Genomic DNA, 19,679 nt, shown 5'->3' with positions numbered 1-19,679 from the left:
CCAGAACCCACCTTTGATGCTGCCCCGCGCCGAACAGAAACAACAGACCCGCAACGCCCTGATGGACGCTGCCCGCCACCTGATGGAAAGCGGCCGAGGATTCGGCAGCCTGAGCCTGCGCGAAGTCACGAAAACCGCCGGGATCGTGCCCACCGGTTTCTACCGGCATTTCGCCGACATGGACGAACTGGGCCTGGAACTGGTGCGCGAAGTCGGCCAGACCTTCCGTGAGACCATCCGCCTGGTGCGCCACAACGAATTCGTCATGGGCGGCATCATCGATGCGTCGGTGCGCATCTTCCTCGACGTGGTCAGCGCCAACCGTTCGCAGTTCCTGTTCCTGGCCCGCGAGCAGTACGGCGGATCGCTGCCGGTGCGTCAGGCCATCGGCCGCCTGCGCGAAGGCATCAGCTCGGACCTGGCGGCGGACCTTTCGCTGATGCCCAAGCTCCAGCACCTCAACGCCGCGGCGCTGAGCGTGATGGCCGACCTGATCGTCAAATCGGTGTTCGCCACCCTCCCGGACATCATCGACCCGCCGGCCGACGCCTTGCCGGAACACCTGACGCCGCAGGCGAAGATCACCCAGCAGCTGCGCTTCATCTTCATCGGCCTCAAGCACTGGCAAGGCCTGGGCAGCACCGAATAATCCCCGCCGCTCCGCCCTTCTGCTCTGGGAGCCAACCTGCTGGCAATGGCGCCCGCCATGACGCCGTAGCCCGGATCAATACAGTTGCCTCCAAAAACGCGGCATCACGGCCTTCATTTGGTGCATGTAAAAAACTTCACGCACCAAAACGCCTCACATTTCTGCAACATCTTGAAACATCCACTACGCTCCGACAGGGTTTTCCTACGCCTCGGCCGATTGGCAAGCCCCTTGCTCTAGCCTGAGCATTGTCCACTGCCGGAAGCGCTCCAATGCTGGTGATCCATCGCCGAATCGCCCCTCAGCCCGCCTGGGCCGCCGAGCTGCACCTGACCTTCGAGGCCCGCAGCAAGAGCCGCCTGCGCTGTTTCAGTGCCGACGGCGAGGACGTCGGGCTGTTCCTGGAGCGCGGCCAGCCGCCGCTGCACGACGGCGAATGCCTGGAGGCCCAGGACGGCAGGATCGTGCGGGTCTGCGCCCGCCCCGAACAACTGCTGCACGTCACCTGCGCCAGCGCCTTCGAACTGACCCGCGCGGCCTATCACCTGGGCAACCGTCATGTCGCCCTGCAAGTGGGCGACGGCTGGCTGCGCCTGCTCGACGACTACGTGCTCAAGGCCATGCTCGAACAGCTCGGCGCACAGGTCCAGGCCATCGAAGCGCCGTTCCAGCCGGAGCACGGCGCCTACGGCGGCGGCCATCACCATTCGCACCACGGTGACGCGGACTTCAACTACGCGCCGAAACTCCACCAGTTCGGCGTGCGCCTGTGAACCCGGCCTGGGCGCTGCTGCGCCTGGCCAGCCCGCAGTTGCCGATCGGCGGCTACAGCTATTCCCAGGGGCTGGAAATGGCGGTGGACAACGGCCGTGTCGGCAGCCCCGACAGCGCCCGGCGCTGGATCGGCGACCAACTGCTGCTGAACCTCGCCCGGTTCGAGGCGCCGCTGCTGCTCGCCCACTGCCAGGCCGCCGCCGACGAACGCTGGGACGACCTGCTGCACCTTGGCGACGCCCACCGCGCCAGCCGCGAGACTCGCGAGCTGCACCTGGAGAGCCGGCAGATGGGCTATTCGCTGCAGCAATTGCTCAGCGGCCTGCCGGAGCTGGATGCCCCGGCCCGGATCGTGCTCGAGCGCTGCGCTGAACCGCACCTGGCCCTGGGCTGGGCCTTGGCCGCCCGCGCCTGGCGGATCAGCCCCCAGGACGCACTCGCCGCGTGGCTGTGGGCCTGGCTGGAAAACCAGCTGGCGGTATTGATGAAAACCCTGCCGCTGGGCCAGCAAGCCGCCCAGCGCCTGACCAGCGAACTGCTGCCGCTGCTGCAACAGGCCCAGCAGGACGCCACCCGCATCGACCCCGAACGCCTCGGCAGCGCCGCGTTCGGCCTGTCCCTGGCGTGCATGGCCCATGAGCGCCAGTACAGCCGTCTGTTCCGTTCCTAGGGCCTTTCAATTTGGAGAACCGCATGAACACACAACCTTTGCGCGTCGGCATCGGCGGCCCGGTCGGCTCCGGCAAGACCGCCCTGACCCTGGCCCTGTGCCTGGCCCTGCGCGAGCGCTACAACCTGGCCGTGGTCACCAACGACATCTACACCCGCGAAGACGCCGATTTCCTGGTGCGCAACCAGGCGCTGGCACCGGAACGCATCATCGGCGTGGAGACCGGCGGCTGCCCGCACACGGCGATCCGTGAGGACGCCTCGATCAACCTCGAAGCGGTGGATCAGCTGAACCGGCGCTTTCCGGGGCTGGACCTGATCTTGGTGGAATCCGGCGGCGACAACCTGTCCGCCACGTTCAGCCCCGAGCTGTCGGACCTGACTATTTACGTGATCGACGTCTCGGCCGGCGACAAGCTGCCGCGCAAGGGCGGCCCCGGGATCTGCAAGTCCGACCTGCTGGTGATCAACAAGATCGACCTGGCGCCGCTGGTCGGCGCTTCGCTGGAGATGATGAACAGCGACACCCAGCGGATGCGCAACGGCAAGCCGTTCGTGTTCAGCAACCAGAAGACCGGCCAGGGCCTTGAGGAGATCATCGCCTTCATCGAACGCCAAGGGCTGCTGACGGCGGCCTGATTCATTCAACGACAAGGAAGCTTATCCATGACGCTCAAACGCATTTTCGCTGCCGCAGCCCTGCTGCTCGCCCCGGCCCTGGCCTTCGCCCATCCGGGCCACGGCGACAGCGGTCTGGTGGCCGGCATCAGTCACCCCACCGGGGGCCTCGACCATTTGCTGGCGATGCTGGCCGTCGGCCTGTGGGCCGCCCAGCAACGGGGCGCGGCCCGCTGGGCACTGCCGTGCACCTTCGTCGGCACCATGCTGATCGGCGGCCTGCTCGGCTTCGAAGGCCTGGAACTGCCGGCGCTGGAAAGCGGCATCGCCGCCTCGGTGCTGGCGCTCGGCCTGGCCGTGGCGCTGGCGGTGCGTCCGCCGCTGGTGATGGCGGTGGCGGCGACGGCGCTGTTCGCCCTGTTCCATGGCGTGGCCCATGGGCTGGAACTGCCGGACATGTCGAGCCCATGGGCGTATGCCGCCGGCTTCGTCGTGGCGACGGCGGCGCTGCATGCGGCGGGCTATGGCGTGGTGCGCGCGCTGCCTCAGGCCGCGGCGCCACTGGTGCGGCTGGCGGGTGCGGCGTCGGCGGCGACCGGGGCGTGGCTGTTGGCGGGTTGATCCTAGCGGCCGGATCGGGCCTCATCGCCAGCAGGGCTGGCTCCCACAGGTTTCGGGCTTGCGCTGAACCCATGCGGGAGCCAGCCCTGCTGGCGAAGGCGGCCTGACAGACACCGCGCAACTCAGGCCGAGCTCTCTGCTACCATGTCGCGCAATCGCCCCAGCCGTGACGACGTCCGCCCATGCCGCAAGCTTCCCGTTCCGCCTCCCTGCCTGAATTGACCGCCCTGTTCGGTCAGGTGCAACAGCACTTTCTCGACGTGATCGTGCCGCTCTGGCAAGGCCCTGGCTGGAACGCCGACCTGGCGCTGCCCTTCGAGGCGCTGGACGCCGCGCACAACCCAATGCCGCCGCAGCGCTACCGGGCGATGGCCTGCGCACGGCAGCTGTACCTGTTCGCCGGCCTGATCGGCCAGGTCGAGGGCGCCGAAGCCCATGCAGCGGCGCTGTTCCGCTCGCTGCAGCGGCACTTCCACGACGCCGAGCACGGCGGCTGGTTCTACAGCATCGACCCGCAGGGCAAACCGCTGGATCGGCGCAAGGACCTCTACACCCACGCGTTCATCCTGTTCGCCTGCGCCCATTACTGGGACAAGGTGCGCGAACCGCTGGTGGAATCGACCCTCGACGCCGCCCTGGAAATCATCGCCCGGCGCTTCGCCACCGGTGACGGCCTCTACGAAGCCTGCCTCGAACCGGACTGGATCACCCTGGAGACCGGCCCGCTGCAGAACCCGCTGATGCACCTGGCCGAAGCGTTCCTCGCCACCTTGGCCGTGCGTGAAGACGCCGCCGTGCGGCAGGCGCTGACCGAGTTGTGCACAGCCATGCACGCGCGCTTCATCGACCCGCAGCAGAGTGTGCTGCTGGAGAAGCCGCTGGGCGCTGTGGATAACTGGTATGAGCCGGGGCATCAGTTCGAGTGGTATTTCCTGCTCGCCTCTTCGCCGCTGCTGCGTGGCTCGAAGCTACATGGTGCGCTGGAACAGTCGTTCGCGTTCACCGAACGGCACGGCGTGGAACCCGCCACCGGCGCTGTGCTGGCGATGCTGGATCCGCTGCCGGAACGTCCCGCGAAGGACTCGACCCAGCGCATCTGGGCCCAGGCCGAATACCTGCGGGCGCTGACCTTGCGGGCGGACGGCGAAGCGGCGGTGCTGCGCCAGTTGCAGGCATTGCAGCAACGCTTCCTGCATGAGGGCGGCTGGCACGAGTGCCGCGACGCCAACGGCGACGTCAGCCGCAAGGACATGCCGTCCACCACGCCGTATCACCTGGCGACCTGCTACCGCGGGCTGGCCGACTATCTGCGCTGACGTTCAGTCCTCTATCGCAAGCAGGCTCGTTCCCACACCGGATCTTCGCGACACCGAAGACCTCATGTGGGAGCGAGCCTGCTCGCGAAGAACGATGACGCGGTCTTAAGCCTTGTTGCGCTCGATGGCGAACCCGGCCCAGCTCTGGCTCACCGGCATCAGCTCCAGACGGTTGATGTTGATGTGCGCCGGCGCGTTGAGCACCCAGAAGATGGTCTCGGCGATGTCCTGCGGCTGGATCGGCTCGGCGCCGGCGTAGGTGGCGTCGTAGCGCGCCTGGTCACCGGCGAAGCGCACCAGCGAGAACTCGCTTTCGCACAGGCCCGGCTCGATGTTGCTCACGCGCACGCCGGTGCCTTGCAGGTCGCAGCGCAGGTTCAGGGAAAACTGCTTCACGAACGCCTTGGTCGCGCCGTACACATGGCTGCCCGGGTACGGGTAGTTGCCGGCGATGGAGCCGAGGTTGACGATGCCCGCGCCGCGGCCGTGGGCGATCAGGCGCGGCAGCAGCAGCCGGGTGCTGTACATCAGGCCTTTGACGTTGGTGTCGACCATGGTGTCCCAGTCGTCGAGGTCGCACTTGGGTGCCGGATCCACGCCCAGCGCCAGCCCGGCGTTGTTGATCAGGCCACGCAGAGTGGCGAAGGACGGCGGCAGGTTGGCGATCGCCTCTTCCATGGCCTTGCGGTCGCGCACGTCCAGCACCAGGCCGTGCACTTCGGTCTGTTTCGACAACTCTGCGCACAGGGCCTTGAGGCGTTCTTCACGACGGCCGGTCAGCACCAGTTTCCAGCCGGCCTCGGCAAAACGTCGGGCGCAGGCTTCGCCGAAACCGGAGGTCGCGCCGGTGATAAACAGGGTGTTGGACATCGTGTTCTCCTTGCTTCGGCCGCCGTGGGCGGCCCTTGGAATGGACAATCAGCGGGCAGCATGCCCGGCCTTTACCCTGTGGGCAACCTCCACTCCCTGTACAAAAAACGCTCAATCGCCTGAACACCCCAGCCGTCGTGGCCTGTAGCCGGATGCCCGCACGTTATCCACAATCCCTTCCACAGTTTCCGGGGGCAACTGATCCGGCGCAAAGCCACGCCGCACAAGGCTTTGCGGGCCAAATGCAAAGTTTTTCCCTTGACCCTGGACAAGCACTTGTGCCGCATCGGGCATCCTGCACGACCGCCCGGTCACTACCATGATTGCGCGAGGCCAGTAACCACGGCCCTCTGCGGCGTCTTTCCAGAGATTGCCCACAGAGTTATCCACAGGCTTGCGCACACCCCGACGGGCCCTTTGCCGGGCTGACAAAAAGGTTGACAAACGGGTCATCGCCCCAGCAAAAAATCGCTGATCAAAAAACACCCATCGAGCTGCAAGCCACGGTTTAAAAGGCTTTCAGCCAGCTACTCCCACGTTATGCACAGCCGGTTCCACAGCCGGTGGGGACAAGTCAAAACTGTGCAAAAACAGCCGTTTGCAGCGTCTTTATGTCGCGCTTCGGGAGGTTGGGATTTTGGTTTTCCACAATTGAGGCGTCATCGAAAGTCAACTGCGGGAGCGAACCTGCTCGCGTCAGCGACCTGCGAGGTCGAATGTGCCGCCGCCATCGCGAGCAGGCTCGCTCCCACAGGGTTCAAGGCACCGTCCGGGCATGAAAAAGCCCCGGGGCTTGCGACCCGGGGCTCTGTCTTGCTGTGGAAAACTCAGTGCCCGCCCAGGTAGGCGTTGCGCACCTCCTCGTTCACCAGCAGTTCCTGGCCGGTGCCGCTGAGGCGGATCTCGCCGTTGACCATCACGTACGCCCGGTCGGACAGCTTCAACGCGTGGTTGGCGTTCTGCTCGACCAGGAAGATGGTCATGCCGGTCTTCGCCAGTTCGCGCAGGGTGGCGAAGATCTGCTTCACCACGATCGGCGCCAGGCCCAGGCTCGGCTCGTCGAGCAGCAACAGCTTGGGCCGGCTCATCAGCGCGCGGGCGATGGCGAGCATCTGCTGCTCGCCGCCGGACATGGTCATGGCCCGCTGGCTGCGCCGCTCCTCGAGCCGCGGGAACAGCTCGAACATGCGCTGCATGTCTTCCTTGGCATGCTTGTCGCCGATCGGGATGGTGCCCATCAGCAGGTTTTCCTCGACGGTCATGTCGGGGAACACCCGCCGCCCTTCCGGCGACTGCGCGATGCCGTTGGAGGCGATGTAGTGGGACGACTTGTGGGTGATGTCCACGCCCTGGTAGAGGATCTGCCCGGACTCCGCCCGGGGCTGGCCGAAGATCGACATCAGCAGGGTGGACTTGCCGGCGCCGTTGGAGCCGATCAGGCTGACCGTCTCCCCTTCGTTGATGTGCAGCGAAACGCCCTTGAGGGCCTGGATCGGCCCGTAGTACACGTTCAGGTCCTTGAGTTCGAGGATCGGTCGGCTCATACCACTTCCTCTTCGTCGGCGCCCAGGTAGGCGGCAATCACTTTCGGATCGTGACGGATGTCTTCAGGGCCGCCCTCGGCGATCACCACGCCGTGGTCCAGCACCACAATGTGGTCGGAAATGCTCATCACCATGCCCATGTCGTGTTCGATCAGCACCACGGTCAGATCGTGCTCGTCGCGCAGCAGCCGGATCATCGCGCTCAGCGCTTCGGTTTCCTGAGGGTTGAGGCCGGCGGCCGGTTCGTCGAGGCAGATGATCTGCGGCCGCGTGCACATGGCCCGGGCGATCTCCAGGCGGCGCTGCTGGCCATAGGACAGTTCACCGGCCAGGCGGTTGGCGCAGTCCACCAGGTCCACCACTTCGAGCCAGTAGAACGCGCAGTCCAGCGCGTCGCTCTCGGCCTTGCGGTAGCCCTTGGTGTTGAGGATGCCGGACAGCATGTTGCGGTTGACCCACATGTGCTGGGCCACCAGCAGGTTCTCCAGCACCGACATCTCCTTGAACAGGCGGATGTTCTGGAAGGTGCGGGCCAGGCCTGCGCGGTTCACCAGGTGGGTGCCGCCGAACATCTTGTAGTACAGGCGGCTGGCGAAGGTCTTCGGCGAGACGAAGTCGGTCGGCTTGAACGACTCGCCCAGCAATTGGATGACGTTGGTCTGCCGCCCGCGCACGTTGAGTTCGATCTTGCCGCCGGAGGCCTTGTAGAACCCGGTCAGGCAGTTGAACACGGTGGTCTTGCCGGCGCCGTTGGGGCCGATCAGGGCGAAGATCGAATTGCGCTTGACCTTCAGGCTGACGTCGTTCAACGCCTTGATGCCGCCGAAATGCATCATCAGTTTCTCGACAGAGAGCACGACTTCACTCATGGCGCAGCCCTCTCATAGTGAATGGCACCTTTGCGTGGGGTGACGCCGGTGCGGCTGATGCGGATCAGCCCCCGAGGTCGCCAGATCATCATCAACACCATCAGGATGCCGAACAGCAGCACACGGTATTCGGCGAAGCTGCGCAGCAGTTCCGGGGCGACGGTGAGCACGAACGCGGCGATCACCACGCCGATGGTCGAACCCATGCCGCCGAGCACCACGATGGCGAGGATCAGCGCCGACTCGAAGAAAGTGAACGAGGTCGGGTTGACGAAGCCCTGGTACGTGGCGAAGAACACCCCGGCCAGGCCGGCGGTGGAGGCGCCGATGGTGAACGCCGAGAGCTTGACCAGCACGTGGTTCAGGCCCATCGAGCGGCAGGCGATCTCGTCCTCGCGCAGGGCTTCCCAGGCGCGGCCCACCGGCATCTTGACCAGCCGGTGCTTGATGTACAGCACGGCCAGCACCACCAGGAACAGCACGGCGTAGATGAAGTAGTACTTGATGTCCGGGTTGTAGGCGATGCCGAAGAACTCGTGGAACGGCACCCCGCCGTCCTTCGCCCGCTTGCCGAACTCCAGGCCGAAGAAGGTCGGCAGCGGCGCCGGCATGCCGTTCGGGCCGCCGGTCAGGGACAGCCAGTTGTTGAGGATCAGGCGGATGATCTCACCGAAGCCCAGCGTCACGATCGCCAGGTAGTCGCCGTGCAGGCGCAGCACCGGGAAACCGAGGATGCACCCGGCGAGGCCGGCGGTGATCGCCGCCAGCGGCAGCACGGTCCAGAAGCCCAGCCCCAGGTACTGGTAGCCGAGCGCCAGGCCGTAGGCGCCGATGGCGTAGAACGCCACGTAACCCAGGTCGAGCAAGCCGGCCAGGCCCACCACGATGTTCAGCCCCAGCCCCAGCAGCACGTAGATCAGGCCGAGGATGACCACGCCCAGCAGGTAGGAGTTGGAGAAGAACGGCAGCGCCACGGCGACGACGATCATCAGCGGGATGATCCAGCGCAGCCGCGACTTGTAGTCCGGCGGCAGCACGTGCACGCCGGAGCCGGTGCTCTCGAAGCCGTCGAGGATGCGCAGGCCCCTGGGCGTCTGCAGGAACAGGCTCAGGGCGAAGCGCCCGGCCATGACGATGGCGATGATCCACGCCACGCGGGTGGGTTCCAGGTTGAAGCTGTAGCCGTCGAGCACGACGCCGACGATCGGGCCGAACACGATCAGGGCGATCAGGCCGGCCAGGATGGCCTCGACCACACTCTTTTTCACATCAATGGATTTGGCAGTGGTTGAAGACATCGCTTACACCTTCGACACAAGAGGACGGCCCAGCAGGCCCTGAGGCCGGAAGACCAGGACAAGCACGAGCAGCGAGAAGCTGAACACGTCCTTGTAGTCGGAGTTGACCAGGCCCGAGAACAGCGACTCGGAAATGCCCAGGATGATCCCGCCGAGCATCGCGCCAGGCAGCGAACCGATCCCGCCGAGCACGGCGGCGGTGAACGCCTTGATGCCGATGACGAAGCCTGCGTAGAAGTCGAAGGTGCCGTAGTTCATGGTGATCAGCACGCCGGCCAGGGCCGCCATCGCCGCACCGATGATGAACACGTAGGAAATCACCCGGTCGGTGTTGATCCCCAGGATCGAGGCCATCTTGCGGTCTTGCTGGGTGGCGCGGCACATGCGGCCGAGCTTGGTGTACTTGATCACGTAGGTCAGCAGGCCCATGCCGATGAACGCCGCCACCAGGATGAAGACCTTGGTGTAGGTGAGCTGGACGAAGCCGGTGCCGACGTCGATCCGCCAAGCGCCGGTGAGCAGCGTGGGCACGCCTTGCTGGCGGGCGCCCTGGCTGATCTGGGCGTAGTTCTGCAGGATCAGGGAAATGCCGATGGCGCTGATCAGGGGCGCCAGCCGTGTGGAGTTGCGCAGGGGCTTGTAGGCGATGCGTTCGATGACCCAGCCGTACACCCCGGTGACCACGATGGTGAAGACCAGGGTGCCGAGCATCAGCAGCGGGAAGGATTCGATACCGAAGTAAGCCAGCAGTGCCAGACTGATCGCCGCGAGGTAAGCGGAGATCATGTAAACCTCGCCGTGGGCGAAGTTGATCATGCCGATGATGCCGTAGACCATTGTGTAGCCGATGGCGATCAGGCCGTAGACCGACCCGAGGGTCAGGCCGTTGACCAGTTGCTGCAGGAAAATACCATCCATAACGCAATCTCACGCAGTGAGAACCTGCACGCCCGAGGGCGCGCGGCTCTTCTAGGAAAAATACAGATTTACGTCGGAGCAGGGTCAGGCGCGACCGGTCCGGTCACCCGCATCCCCTGTGGGAGCTGGCTTGCCAGCGACAGCGGCAGGACACCCATCCGTCCGCCATCGCGGGCAAGCCCGCTCCCACAAGGATCTGTGGAGTCAACCGATCGCGTCCGCGCTTATTTCTGTTTTTCCAGCTGGTGGTATTTGCCGGTCGCGTCCCACTGGTAGACCACGTAGTCGGACACCTTCAGGTCGCCCTTCTTGTCCCAGGCCTTCTCGCCCATGACGGTCTTCACCGGGTTGGCCTTCAGCCACTCGGCGGCCTTCTCGCCGCTGTTGGACTTGGCGCCGTTGAACGCGGCGGCCAGGGTCTGGACCGAGGCGTAGGCGTACAGGGTGTAGCCCTCAGGCTCGGTGCCGGCCTTGCGGAAGGCGTCCACGACGGTCTTGCTGTCCGGCAGCAGGCGCGGGTCGGCGCCGAAGGTCATCAGCACGCCGTCGACGTACTGCGGGCCGCCGGCGGTGGTCACCAGTTCGTCGGTCACGATGCCGTCGTCGGACATGAACTTCACGTCCTTCAGGCCTTCGGTGCGCAGTTGCTTGACCAGAGGGCCGGCTTCCGGATGCAGGCCGCCGAAGTAGACCACGTCGGCACCGGCCGCGCGGATCTTGGTGACTACGGCGCTGAAGTCTTTTTCGCCGCGGGTCAGGCCTTCGTACAGCACCGGCTTCACGCCGCGCTTCTCCAGCTGGGCCTTGGTGGCGTCGGCGAGGCCTTGGCCGTAGGTGTCCTTGTCGTGCAGCACGACGACCTTCTTGCCCTTGAGCACGTCGACGATGTAGTCGCCGGCCACGATGCCTTGCTGGTCGTCACGGCCGCACATGCGGAACATGGCGCTCAGGCCGCGCTCGGTGACCTGCGGGTTGGTGGAGCCTGGAGTGATCGCGATGATGCCGGCTTCGTCGTAGATCTCCGAAGCGGGGATGGTGGAGGAGGAGCAGAAGTGACCGACCACGCCGGCGACCTTCTGGTTGGTGAGGTCCTTGGCGACCGTCACGGCCTGCTTCGGCTCGCACGCGTCATCGCCCTTGACCAGCACGATCTTCTCCCCGTTGACGCCGCCCGCCGCGTTGATCGCGTCCGCCGCCGCCTGTGCCCCCTTCATGTACTGCTCGCCGAATGCCGCGTTGGCACCGGTCATCGGGCCCGCCACACCGATCTTCACATCAGCTTGTGCAAACGCAGAGACACCCAGCGCAGCAGCCACTGCGAGGGCCAGGAAGCCTTTCTTGTAAAACGTCTGGGACATGAGGTGGTGCTCCAAGGTTTTTTTTAGTTGGCACTGCGACTTCACTTCACGAAATGCTCAGAGCAAGGGCCGTGCCATCGGTTTTTTATTCTTCAAAAAGTCGCTGCTTTCTTGTTATTTCGACTGTTTCGTTCCCATTTTCATTGGGCGTGCAACCGTCTAAACCGCGGAAGGTGAAACCAAGGTTTTTTTGAGGCGCAACCTTCGCGCGCCATCATTGCAACCGCGGCGCCAAACGACGTGCAACCCACCTGTAACAGCCCGCGTCACCGAACTGCACACTGCTGGTGCGGGACTGCTACGGCCCGCACCATTACAGGCTAGTCGCTGCGCCGGAAAGCGCCGCGTGGAGCAACAAATTTCAACACTCAGATGACGATGCGCAGGCACTGGCCCGCGTGATACAGCGAGAACCCGGCCTCGTACAGGCAACTGCGCAGGCCCACGCCCGCCAGAGGCTGCATCGGTGCGAAGGGGATCGGCAGGGCCTGAGGATTTCCGTTACACAGATAGTCGGCGAAGGCCTTGCCGACCACGGTGCCGGTGGTGACGCCGCGGCCGTTGTAACCGGTGACGGCCACGATGCCGGGCGCCGGCTCGAACAGGCGCATCAGGTGATCGGGGGTGAAGGCGATGCGCCCGGTCCAGGTGCATTCCCATTCCACCGGTTTGAGGTTGGGGAAGTAGTGCCGCTGCACCCGGTCGGCCCAGGCCTTGAGGAACCACGCCGGCTTCTGGTTGCCGTTGCCCAGGCTGCCGAGCAGCAGCCGGCCGTCCTTGTCGCGGCGGATGCTGCTCAGCACCTGGCGGGTGTCCCACGAGCCCTGCCCGCCCGGCAGGATTTCCTGGGCGGCGTCCTCGGTCAGCGGCACCGAAGCGACCTGATAGTAGTAGCCGGGGAAGAAATTGCGCTTGAGCTCAGTCCAGTCGCCTTCGGTGTAGGCGTTGGAGGCGATCACCACCTGCTCGGCCAGCACCGAGCCTTGCTCGGTCTGCACCGACCATTTCGCCCCTTGCCGTTCCAGCCGGACGACCGGCGAATGGTCGAACACCTGCCCTCCGAGGCCCGCAACCGCCTTGGCCAGCCCCGTGACATAGCCCATCGGATTGAGCGTGCCGGCGCGGCGGTCGAGCAGCGCGGCGGCGATCTTGCGGGTGCCGGTGGCCCGTTCGCAGGCCTGACCGGTGAGCAGTTCCACCGGCGCGCCCCGGCGCTTCCATTGTTCTTCGCGGCTGCGCAGGTCCGCCTCGCCCCGGGCGTTGTGCGCCATGTGCAGGGTGCCTTCGCGGCGCAGCTGGCAATCGATGGCGTACTTGTCCACCAGGCTGAACACCAGCGCCGGCGCCGCCCCCAGCATGCGGTTGAGCTGGCTGCCCACCGCCTCGCCGAACCCGGCCTCGATCTCGTCCGGGGGGATCCACATCCCGGCGTTGACCAGCCCGACGTTGCGCCCCGAGCCGCCATGGCCGGCACGGTGGGCTTCGAGCACGCAGACGCGCTTGCCCTTCTCCAGCAGATGCAGGGCCGCCGACAACCCGGTGAACCCGGCGCCGACCACACACACATCGACCTTGACCTCACCCTTGAGCGCCGCGTTGTCGGGCCTTTGCGGCGTGAGGGTTTCCCACAGACATTCTTCGCGTAACGGCATTGCCAGACTCCAACAGAAACCCAACAAACACACTGTCCAGAATGTGGCAGCCAGCCTGCCGGCGAAAGCGGCACATCAGCCAACATCGATGTTGACTGACCCGCCGCCGTCGCCGGCAGGCCGGCTCCCACAGGGGATCGTCATCTCACCGACGGTTCAGTCGAAGGTGATGCCCTGGGCCAGCGGCAGCTCCAGCGAATAGTTCACGGTGTTGGTCTGGCGGCGCATGTAGGCGCGCCAGGCGTCGGAACCCGACTCGCGGCCGCCGCCGGTCTCCTTCTCGCCGCCGAACGCGCCGCCGATCTCCGCGCCGCTCGGGCCGATGTTGACGTTGGCGATGCCGCAGTCGCTGCCCACCGCCGACATGAACTTCTCGGCCTCACGCACATCGGTGGTGAAGATGCACGACGACAGGCCTTGCGGCACGGCGTTGTTCAGGCGCAGGGCCTCTTCGAAATCCGTGTAGCCGACCACGTACAGGATCGGCGCGAAGGTCTCGCTGCACACCACGTCGCTCTGCTCCGGCATTTCGACGATGGCCGGCGACACGTAGTAGGCGTTGGGGAACTGCTCCTGCAACTGGCGCTGACCGCCGAACACCCGGCCGCCCTCGCTCAAGGCCTGCTCCAGCGCATCCTGCATGTTGTCGAAGCTGTGCTTGTCGATCAGCGGGCCGATCAGGTTGCCTTCCAGCGGATGGCCGATGCGCACCTTCGAATACGCGGCCTTCAGGCGGGTGACGATTTCCTCTTTCACCGATTCGTGGGCGATCAGCCGGCGCAGGGTGGTGCAGCGCTGGCCGGCGGTGCCGACGGCGCTGAACAGGATGGCGCGCACGGCCATGTCCAGATCGGCGCTCGGGCCGAGGATCATCGCGTTGTTGCCGCCCAGTTCGAGGATGCTGCGGGCGAACCGCGCCGCGACCTTCGGCGCCACTTCACGGCCCATGCGGGTGCTGCCGGTGGCGCTGATCAGCGCCACGCGCGGGTCGTCCACCAGCGCCTCGCCGGCGTCGCGGCCGCCGATCACCACCTGGCTCAGGTGCGCCGGGGCGTCGCTGAAGTTCTTCGCCACCCGCTCGAACAGCGCCTGGCAGGCCAGCGCGGTGAGCGGGGTCTTCTCCGACGGCTTCCACACCACCGGGTTGCCGCAGACCAGCGCCAGCGTGGTGTTCCACGCCCACACCGCGACCGGGAAGTTGAAGGCGCTGATCACCCCGACCACGCCCAGCGGATGCCAGGTCTCGCGCATGTGGTGGCCCGGACGCTCGGACGCGATGGTCAGGCCGTACAGCTGGCGCGACAGGCCGACGGCGAAGTCGCAGATGTCGATCATCTCCTGCACTTCGCCCAGGCCTTCCTGGGTGATCTTGCCGGCTTCCCACGACACCAGCTCGCCGAGGTCGGCCTTGTGCGCGCGCAGCACTTCGCCGAACTGGCGCACCAGCTCGCCGCGGCGCGGGGCCGGCACCTGGCGCCACAGCGCGAACGCATGATCGGCGCGACTGATGTGCTGCTCGACTTCGGCCGGGCCTTCCCAGTTCACGGCGGCGATGCGGCTGCCGTCGATGGGCGAATGCACCGGCACTTTGCCGTTCTGGTACAGGGCCGGGTTCACACCAAGACGATCAAGCAATGCGGCAACCATGGGTCACTCCTCAAGCGGAAACTGAATGTGGGCGGCCGCGCTGAAGCGGCCGTGCAGGCCTTTAGTTGTAGCCTCAGGGCGGCTGTGCAACAAACGACCTTTACGCGAGATATCATTCCGTTTATTCATGCTGCGTCATGCCAGCCAGAGAATGCCGGCCAGAACACAAGAAAAAGGATTGCCCATGCTCAACAAACGCCACCTGCCGTCGATCACCGCGCTGCAGTGCTTCGAGGCCGTGACCCGGCACCTGAGCTTCACCCGGGCCGCCGAGGAACTGAACCTGACCCAGAGCGCCGTCAGCAAGCAGGTGGCGCAACTGGAGGAATTGCTGCAGCACCTGCTGTTCCGCCGGGTGCGCCGGCGCCTGCAGATGACCCCGGCCGGCGACCTGTACCTGGTGGAGGTGCGCAAGATCCTCACCCAGGTGGAGATGTCCACCCACTACCTGCGTTCCTACGGCGGCGAGACCGAAGTCCTGCGGGTGTCCACCCCCTCAACCTTCGGCGCCCGCTGGCTGGTGCCGCGCCTCAAGGGCTGGCGGCTGCGCCATCCGTCGATCCACCTGGACCTGTGCAACGAACACGAGGCCGACGACCTGCTGCAAGGGCGCAGCGACCTGGCGTTCTACTTCGGCCAGGGCTCGCGGCCCGGCACCGAGTGCCTGAAGCTGTTCGGCGAAGAGCTGGTGCCGGTGTGCGCGCCGGGCAGCCTGCCGGCCACGCCGTTCACCGACCCCACGCAACTGACGGACCTGGTGCTGCTGCAGAACGCCTCGCGCCCCCAGGCCTGGCACGACTGGTTCGACAGCCAGGGCCGCCAGACCGAACACAGCTACCACGGCCCGCGCTTCGAAACCTTCTATATGTGCATCCGCGCCGCCCAGGTCGGCTGCGGCGTGGCGCTGCTGCCGAGGTTCCTGGTGGAGGAAGAGCTGGCCGACGGCAAACTGGTCATCCCGTGGCCCCACGCGATGCCCAGCACCGACGCCTACTACCTGGCCTACCCGGAGCACGCGGCGGAAGTGCCCAAGGTGCGGGATTTCGTGAAATGGATGCTGGAACAGGTCGACAGCCCGGATCCGCTTGCGCCTTGACCCGCCGCGGCAACGTGCCTCGCCCGGCAAATTTTGCTGGCGTTTCCTGCCGCCGATGTGCGCCACTAGCGCCATCGATTGATGCCGTGCCACCGCACGGCCCGCCCGGAGACCGTTTATGAGCGAGAGTGTGTTTGCCGATCGCATCGTGCAGAACCTGCTCGACACCGACTTCTACAAGCTGACGATGATGCAGGCGGTGCTGCACAACTACCCCAACGTCGAAGTCGAATGGGAGTTCCGCTGCCGCAACGCCGAGGACCTGCGCCCGTACCTGGCGGAGATCCGCTTCCAGATCGAGCGCCTGGCCGAGCTGAGCCTGAGCGCCGACCAGTTGAGCTTCCTGGAGCGCATTTCCTTTCTCAAGCCGGACTTCCTGCGCTTTCTCGGCCTGTTCCGCTTCAACCTGCGCTACCTGCACACCGGCATCGAAAACGGCGAGCTGTTCATCCGCCTGCGCGGGCCGTGGCTGCATGTGATCCTGTTCGAAGTGCCGCTGCTGGCGATCGTCAGCGAAGTGCGCAACCGCTACCGTTACCGCGACATCACCCTGGAGCTGGCACGCGAGCAGCTGTACCGCAAGTTCGACTGGCTCAACGCCAATGCCTCGACCGAGGAGCTTTCGCAGTTGCAGGTGGCCGACTTCGGCACACGCCGCCGGTTCTCGTACCGCGTGCAGGAAGAAGTGGTGAACGTGCTCAAGCACGACTTCCCCGGCCGCTTCGTCGGCACCAGCAACGTGAACCTGTCCCGGGAACTGGACATGAAGCCGCTGGGCACCATGGCCCACGAATGGATCATGGCCCACCAGCAACTCGGCCCGCGGCTGATCGACAGCCAGAGCGCCGCCCTCGACTGCTGGGTGCGCGAATACCGGGGCCTGCTGGGGATCGCCCTGACCGACTGCATCACCACCGACGCGTTCCTCGGCGATTTCGACCTGTACTTCGCCAAGCTCTTCGACGGCCTGCGCCATGACTCCGGGGATCCGGTGCTGTGGGGCGAAAAATGCATCGCCCACTACCACCGGCTCGGCATCGACCCGATGAGCAAGACCCTGGTGTTCTCCGACAGCCTGACCTTGCCCAAGTCGCTGGAGATCTTCCGGGCGCTGCACGGGCGGATCAACGTGAGCTTCGGCATCGGCACCAACCTGACCTGCGACATTCCAGGTGTCGAACCGATGAGCATCGTGCTTAAAATGACCGCCTGCAACGGCCAACCGGTGGCGAAGATCTCCGACGAGCCGGGCAAGACCCACTGCAAAGACCCGAATTTCGTCGCCTACCTGCGACACGTTTTCCAGGTTCCTGCCGTTTCCAGCCTATCTAGCAAGGAGTGAATTCATGCAAGCCGTACAGCGTGAGATTGCTGAACAGCTCAAGGTCCAGCCGCCGTTCGCGGACCACAAGGCCCTCGAGGCGGAAGTCGCGCGCCGCGTCGCCTTCATCCAGGACTGCCTGGTCAACGCCGGCCTCAAGACCCTGGTGCTGGGCATCAGCGGCGGCGTCGATTCCCTGACCGCCGGCCTGCTGGCCCAGCGCGCCATGCGTGAGCTGCGCGAGCGCAGCGGCGACGACGGCTACAGGTTCATCGCCGTGCGCCTGCCCTACGACGTGCAGTTCGACGAGCACGACGCCCAGGCCTCGGTGGACTTCATCGACCCCGACGAGCGCCACACGGTCAACATCGGTCCTGCGGTGAAATCCCTGGCCGGTGAAGTGGCGGCGTTCGAAGGCAAGCAAGCGGTGCAGAAAGACTTCGTGCTCGGCAACACCAAGGCGCGCATGCGCATGGTGGCCCAGTACACCATCGCCGGCGCCGCCCATGGCCTGGTGATCGGCACCGACCACGCGGCAGAGGCGGTGATGGGTTTCTTCACCAAGTTCGGCGACGGCGCCTGCGACCTGGCGCCGCTCAGCGGGCTGGTGAAGAACCAGGTGCGGGCGATCGCCCGCAGCTTCGGCGCGCCGGAACCGCTGGTGGAGAAGATCCCGACCGCCGACCTGGAAGACCTGGCGCCGGGCAAGCCGGACGAGGCGTCCCACGGCGTGACCTACGTCGAGATCGACGCCTTCCTGCACGGCGAGCCGGTGCGCCAGGAAGCGTTCGACATCATCGTCAACACGTACAACAAGACCCACCATAAGCGGGTAATGCCGTTTGCCCCGTGAGTGACGAACGATCCGGCTGACTTCATCGCGAGCAGGCTCGCGCCCCCAAGGACAACGCCAAGCCTGTGGGAGCGAGCCTGCTCGCGATGAACGATGACGCGGTCAACGGTCGGACACATTAAAAAGCCCGCCAGGGAGTCGATCCCCGGCGGGCTTTCTTTTGGCCTGAACGTCGGTCGCTGCCGACGGCCCCTGCGCCGTCACTTGACGGTGACGGTGCCCTTCATCATCGAGATGTGGCCCGGGAACGAGCAGAAGAAGCCATAGGCTTCACCGGCGGTCAGCTTGGACACGTCGATGGTCAGCGAATCCTTCTCGCCGGCGCCGATGATCTTGGTGTGGGCGATGACGCGGGCGTCGCCCTCTTTCAGGTAGTTCTTGTCGATGCCGGCGGCCAGGCCGTCGGTGGCGATCGGCTGCATGTCGGCTTCTTTGCTGATCACCAGGTTATGGCCCATCACGTTCTTCGGCAGGCTGCCGGAGTGGGTCAGTTCGACGGTGAAGGTCTTGCAGCTCTTGTCGATTTCAATGGCCTTGGTGTTGAAGGACATCTGGTCGGTGGAATCTACGGTGGTTTTGCACTCTGCAGCCATCAGTTGGCCGCTGGCCAGGGCCAGCAGGGATACCGCAACAACTTTGGAAAACATGGTGAATCTCCAAGGCAGGGTTAACAGAAACAAGAGTGGTTGGAAGACTGCCTGAAATCTTCGCAAGTTCCTATGACCTGAGTCAAAGATTGTATACAACTTTCAGGCTATGACACTCATCGAAACAATCTACCGGCCAGAACCACGGCCCGGGCCTATGATCGGCCCATCCCACTGAAACGGAGTGCCGATCATGTTCTTTAACGGTTTGCTGCGCAGCCTGCTTGCCGCCTACGCCTGCGGTGCCAGCGGTACCTGTGAAACGCCGGAACGCGAAGTCTAGTCCTTGGACTGCGGCCCCGCTGCCGCTACCCTGTGCGACTGATCGACACAGGAGCAAGGCATGTCTCTCACTTCCGTTTGTGTATTTTGCGGCGCCAACGCCGGCACCGACCCGGCGTACACCGAAGCCGCCGTCGCCCTCGGCCGGGCATTGGCCGAGCGCAAGTTGACCCTGGTCTACGGCGGCGGCGCCGTCGGGCTGATGGGCATCGTCGCCGATGCCGCACTGGCGGCCGGCGGTGAAGTGGTCGGGATCATCCCGCAGGCCCTGATGGACAAGGAAATCGGCCACAAGGGGCTCACCCGCCTGGAAGTGGTCGACGGCATGCACGCCCGCAAGGCGCGGATGGCCGAGCTCAGCGACGCGTTCATCGCCCTGCCCGGCGGCCTCGGCACCCTGGAAGAACTGTTCGAGGTCTGGACCTGGGGCCAGCTCGGCTACCACGGCAAGCCGCTGGGCCTGATGGAAGTGAACGGTTTCTACAGCAAGCTCACCGCGTTCCTCGATCACCTCGTCGGCGAAGGCTTCGTCCGCGCGCCGCACCGGGACATGCTGCAGGTCAGCGATTCGCCGCAGGCACTGCTCGACGCCCTCGACCGCTGGCAGCCGACCGTCGCCCCCAAGTGGGTGGACCAGAAGCCGAAGTGAGGCTTCACGCCAGGAGTCGCTCCCCCAT

General features: G+C 65.3%; 19 protein-coding genes. 10 read left to right on the top strand and 9 right to left on the bottom strand.

Translation table 11 applies throughout. The annotated features are described in order from the left end of the window. Positions 1 to 16: 16 nt before the first annotated feature. The 6 genes from CAG29_RS23835 to CAG29_RS23810 all read left to right on the top strand — a co-directional run bounded on the left by CAG29_RS23835 (position 17) and on the right by CAG29_RS23810 (position 4,647). Positions 17 to 649 (top strand): TetR family transcriptional regulator, encoded by a 633-nt coding sequence (locus CAG29_RS23835; protein ID WP_085582970.1) that lies wholly within the window; start codon positions 17 to 19, stop codon positions 647 to 649. Positions 650 to 921: 272 nt separating this feature from the next. Continuing rightward, the gene (ureE, locus tag CAG29_RS23830) at positions 922 to 1,422 is read left to right on the top strand and encodes an urease accessory protein UreE (protein ID WP_085582821.1); all 501 of its coding nucleotides are present in this window, start codon (positions 922 to 924) and stop codon (positions 1,420 to 1,422) included. Further along, a complete protein-coding gene (locus CAG29_RS23825; RefSeq protein WP_085630926.1) occupies positions 1,419 to 2,093 on the top strand; it encodes an urease accessory protein UreF in 675 nt (224 codons plus the stop codon). The genes ureE and CAG29_RS23825 overlap by 4 nt, the downstream gene beginning before the upstream one ends. Positions 2,094 to 2,116: 23 nt before the next feature. After that, positions 2,117 to 2,731 carry an urease accessory protein UreG gene (gene ureG / locus CAG29_RS23820; RefSeq protein ID WP_085582826.1) on the top strand — a complete coding sequence of 205 codons (615 nt, stop codon included), beginning with the start codon at positions 2,117 to 2,119 and terminating at the stop codon, positions 2,729 to 2,731. 27 nt (positions 2,732 to 2,758) lie between these two features. Further along, positions 2,759 to 3,331 carry a HupE/UreJ family protein gene (locus tag CAG29_RS23815; RefSeq protein WP_085695230.1) on the top strand — a complete coding sequence of 191 codons (573 nt, stop codon included), beginning with the start codon at positions 2,759 to 2,761 and terminating at the stop codon, positions 3,329 to 3,331. A gap of 182 nt (positions 3,332 to 3,513) precedes the next feature. Continuing rightward, positions 3,514 to 4,647 carry an AGE family epimerase/isomerase gene (locus CAG29_RS23810; protein ID WP_085695229.1) on the top strand — a complete coding sequence of 378 codons (1,134 nt, stop codon included), beginning with the start codon at positions 3,514 to 3,516 and terminating at the stop codon, positions 4,645 to 4,647. A 105-nt stretch (positions 4,648 to 4,752) separates the two neighbouring features. Here the strand turns inward: CAG29_RS23810 and CAG29_RS23805 are convergent, their stop codons facing one another. The 8 genes from CAG29_RS23805 to CAG29_RS23765 all read right to left on the bottom strand — a co-directional run bounded on the left by CAG29_RS23805 (position 4,753) and on the right by CAG29_RS23765 (position 14,803). Then, a complete protein-coding gene (locus tag CAG29_RS23805) occupies positions 4,753 to 5,517 on the bottom strand; it encodes an SDR family oxidoreductase (RefSeq protein ID WP_085582832.1) in 765 nt (254 codons plus the stop codon). Positions 5,518 to 6,344: 827 nt separating this feature from the next. Next, on the bottom strand, positions 6,345 to 7,061 hold the full coding sequence (locus CAG29_RS23795) for an ABC transporter ATP-binding protein (protein WP_085582834.1): 717 nt from the start codon (positions 7,059 to 7,061) through the stop codon (positions 6,345 to 6,347). Beyond that, positions 7,058 to 7,930: an ATP-binding cassette domain-containing protein gene (locus tag CAG29_RS23790; protein ID WP_085582836.1), complete on the bottom strand. Its 873-nt coding sequence runs from the start codon at positions 7,928 to 7,930 to the stop codon at positions 7,058 to 7,060. Before CAG29_RS23790 ends, CAG29_RS23795 begins: the two co-directional genes overlap by 4 nt. Further along, positions 7,927 to 9,228 (bottom strand): high-affinity branched-chain amino acid ABC transporter permease LivM, encoded by a 1,302-nt coding sequence (gene livM, locus CAG29_RS23785; protein WP_085582839.1) that lies wholly within the window; start codon positions 9,226 to 9,228, stop codon positions 7,927 to 7,929. The genes CAG29_RS23790 and livM overlap by 4 nt, the downstream gene beginning before the upstream one ends. A 3-nt stretch (positions 9,229 to 9,231) precedes the next feature. Continuing rightward, the gene (locus CAG29_RS23780; RefSeq protein WP_085582841.1) at positions 9,232 to 10,146 is read right to left on the bottom strand and encodes a branched-chain amino acid ABC transporter permease LivH; all 915 of its coding nucleotides are present in this window, start codon (positions 10,144 to 10,146) and stop codon (positions 9,232 to 9,234) included. Between the two features lie 224 nt (positions 10,147 to 10,370). Next, entirely contained in the window at positions 10,371 to 11,504 is a 1,134-nt protein-coding gene (locus tag CAG29_RS23775; protein ID WP_085582843.1) for a branched-chain amino acid ABC transporter substrate-binding protein, read from the bottom strand. A 368-nt stretch (positions 11,505 to 11,872) separates the two neighbouring features. After that, the gene (locus CAG29_RS23770; protein WP_085640612.1) at positions 11,873 to 13,156 is read right to left on the bottom strand and encodes an FAD-binding oxidoreductase; all 1,284 of its coding nucleotides are present in this window, start codon (positions 13,154 to 13,156) and stop codon (positions 11,873 to 11,875) included. Between the two features lie 156 nt (positions 13,157 to 13,312). Beyond that, a complete protein-coding gene (locus CAG29_RS23765; protein WP_085582847.1) occupies positions 13,313 to 14,803 on the bottom strand; it encodes an aldehyde dehydrogenase family protein in 1,491 nt (496 codons plus the stop codon). A 184-nt stretch (positions 14,804 to 14,987) separates the two neighbouring features. On the opposite strand from CAG29_RS23765, the gene CAG29_RS23760 reads away from it, so the two are divergent. The 3 genes from CAG29_RS23760 (at position 14,988) to nadE (ending at position 18,073) form a co-directional block, all read left to right on the top strand. Continuing rightward, a complete protein-coding gene (locus CAG29_RS23760; RefSeq protein ID WP_085695228.1) occupies positions 14,988 to 15,899 on the top strand; it encodes a LysR family transcriptional regulator in 912 nt (303 codons plus the stop codon). Between the two features lie 118 nt (positions 15,900 to 16,017). Next, positions 16,018 to 17,241 carry a nicotinate phosphoribosyltransferase gene (gene pncB, locus CAG29_RS23755; protein ID WP_085582851.1) on the top strand — a complete coding sequence of 408 codons (1,224 nt, stop codon included), beginning with the start codon at positions 16,018 to 16,020 and terminating at the stop codon, positions 17,239 to 17,241. A gap of 4 nt (positions 17,242 to 17,245) precedes the next feature. After that, positions 17,246 to 18,073: an ammonia-dependent NAD(+) synthetase gene (nadE, locus tag CAG29_RS23750; protein WP_085582853.1), complete on the top strand. Its 828-nt coding sequence runs from the start codon at positions 17,246 to 17,248 to the stop codon at positions 18,071 to 18,073. Between the two features lie 200 nt (positions 18,074 to 18,273). On the opposite strand, the gene azu is transcribed toward nadE, so the two are convergent. Continuing rightward, on the bottom strand, positions 18,274 to 18,720 hold the full coding sequence (gene azu / locus CAG29_RS23745) for an azurin (protein ID WP_085582855.1): 447 nt from the start codon (positions 18,718 to 18,720) through the stop codon (positions 18,274 to 18,276). A gap of 343 nt (positions 18,721 to 19,063) precedes the next feature. Between azu and CAG29_RS23740 the strand changes: the two genes are divergently transcribed. Further along, a complete protein-coding gene (locus CAG29_RS23740) occupies positions 19,064 to 19,651 on the top strand; it encodes a TIGR00730 family Rossman fold protein (RefSeq protein ID WP_085582857.1) in 588 nt (195 codons plus the stop codon). Positions 19,652 to 19,679: the final 28 nt, after the last annotated feature.

The sequence above is a fragment of the Pseudomonas sp. B7(2017) genome, assembly GCF_002112745.1.
In the GTDB taxonomy this organism is placed as follows: domain Bacteria; phylum Pseudomonadota; class Gammaproteobacteria; order Pseudomonadales; family Pseudomonadaceae; genus Aquipseudomonas; species Aquipseudomonas ekonensis.
The sequence above is the reverse complement of the archived record's forward strand: the minus strand, read 5'-3'. Positions and strand labels throughout refer to the sequence as shown.

Coding starts and splice junctions, on each gene's coding strand:
- CAG29_RS23835 (WP_085582970.1), top strand. CDS start 17: ATGCTGCCCCGCGCCGAACAGAAACAACAGACCCGCAACGCCCTGATG.
- ureE (WP_085582821.1), top strand. CDS start 922: ATGCTGGTGATCCATCGCCGAATCGCCCCTCAGCCCGCCTGGGCCGCC.
- ureG (WP_085582826.1), top strand. CDS start 2,117: ATGAACACACAACCTTTGCGCGTCGGCATCGGCGGCCCGGTCGGCTCC.
- CAG29_RS23815 (WP_085695230.1), top strand. CDS start 2,759: ATGACGCTCAAACGCATTTTCGCTGCCGCAGCCCTGCTGCTCGCCCCG.
- CAG29_RS23810 (WP_085695229.1), top strand. CDS start 3,514: ATGCCGCAAGCTTCCCGTTCCGCCTCCCTGCCTGAATTGACCGCCCTG.
- CAG29_RS23805 (WP_085582832.1), bottom strand. CDS start 5,517: ATGTCCAACACCCTGTTTATCACCGGCGCGACCTCCGGTTTCGGCGAA.
- CAG29_RS23795 (WP_085582834.1), bottom strand. CDS start 7,061: ATGAGCCGACCGATCCTCGAACTCAAGGACCTGAACGTGTACTACGGG.
- CAG29_RS23790 (WP_085582836.1), bottom strand. CDS start 7,930: ATGAGTGAAGTCGTGCTCTCTGTCGAGAAACTGATGATGCATTTCGGC.
- livM (WP_085582839.1), bottom strand. CDS start 9,228: ATGTCTTCAACCACTGCCAAATCCATTGATGTGAAAAAGAGTGTGGTC.
- CAG29_RS23780 (WP_085582841.1), bottom strand. CDS start 10,146: ATGGATGGTATTTTCCTGCAGCAACTGGTCAACGGCCTGACCCTCGGG.
- CAG29_RS23775 (WP_085582843.1), bottom strand. CDS start 11,504: ATGTCCCAGACGTTTTACAAGAAAGGCTTCCTGGCCCTCGCAGTGGCT.
- CAG29_RS23770 (WP_085640612.1), bottom strand. CDS start 13,156: ATGCCGTTACGCGAAGAATGTCTGTGGGAAACCCTCACGCCGCAAAGG.
- CAG29_RS23765 (WP_085582847.1), bottom strand. CDS start 14,803: ATGGTTGCCGCATTGCTTGATCGTCTTGGTGTGAACCCGGCCCTGTAC.
- CAG29_RS23760 (WP_085695228.1), top strand. CDS start 14,988: ATGCTCAACAAACGCCACCTGCCGTCGATCACCGCGCTGCAGTGCTTC.
- pncB (WP_085582851.1), top strand. CDS start 16,018: ATGAGCGAGAGTGTGTTTGCCGATCGCATCGTGCAGAACCTGCTCGAC.
- nadE (WP_085582853.1), top strand. CDS start 17,246: ATGCAAGCCGTACAGCGTGAGATTGCTGAACAGCTCAAGGTCCAGCCG.
- azu (WP_085582855.1), bottom strand. CDS start 18,720: ATGTTTTCCAAAGTTGTTGCGGTATCCCTGCTGGCCCTGGCCAGCGGC.
- CAG29_RS23740 (WP_085582857.1), top strand. CDS start 19,064: ATGTCTCTCACTTCCGTTTGTGTATTTTGCGGCGCCAACGCCGGCACC.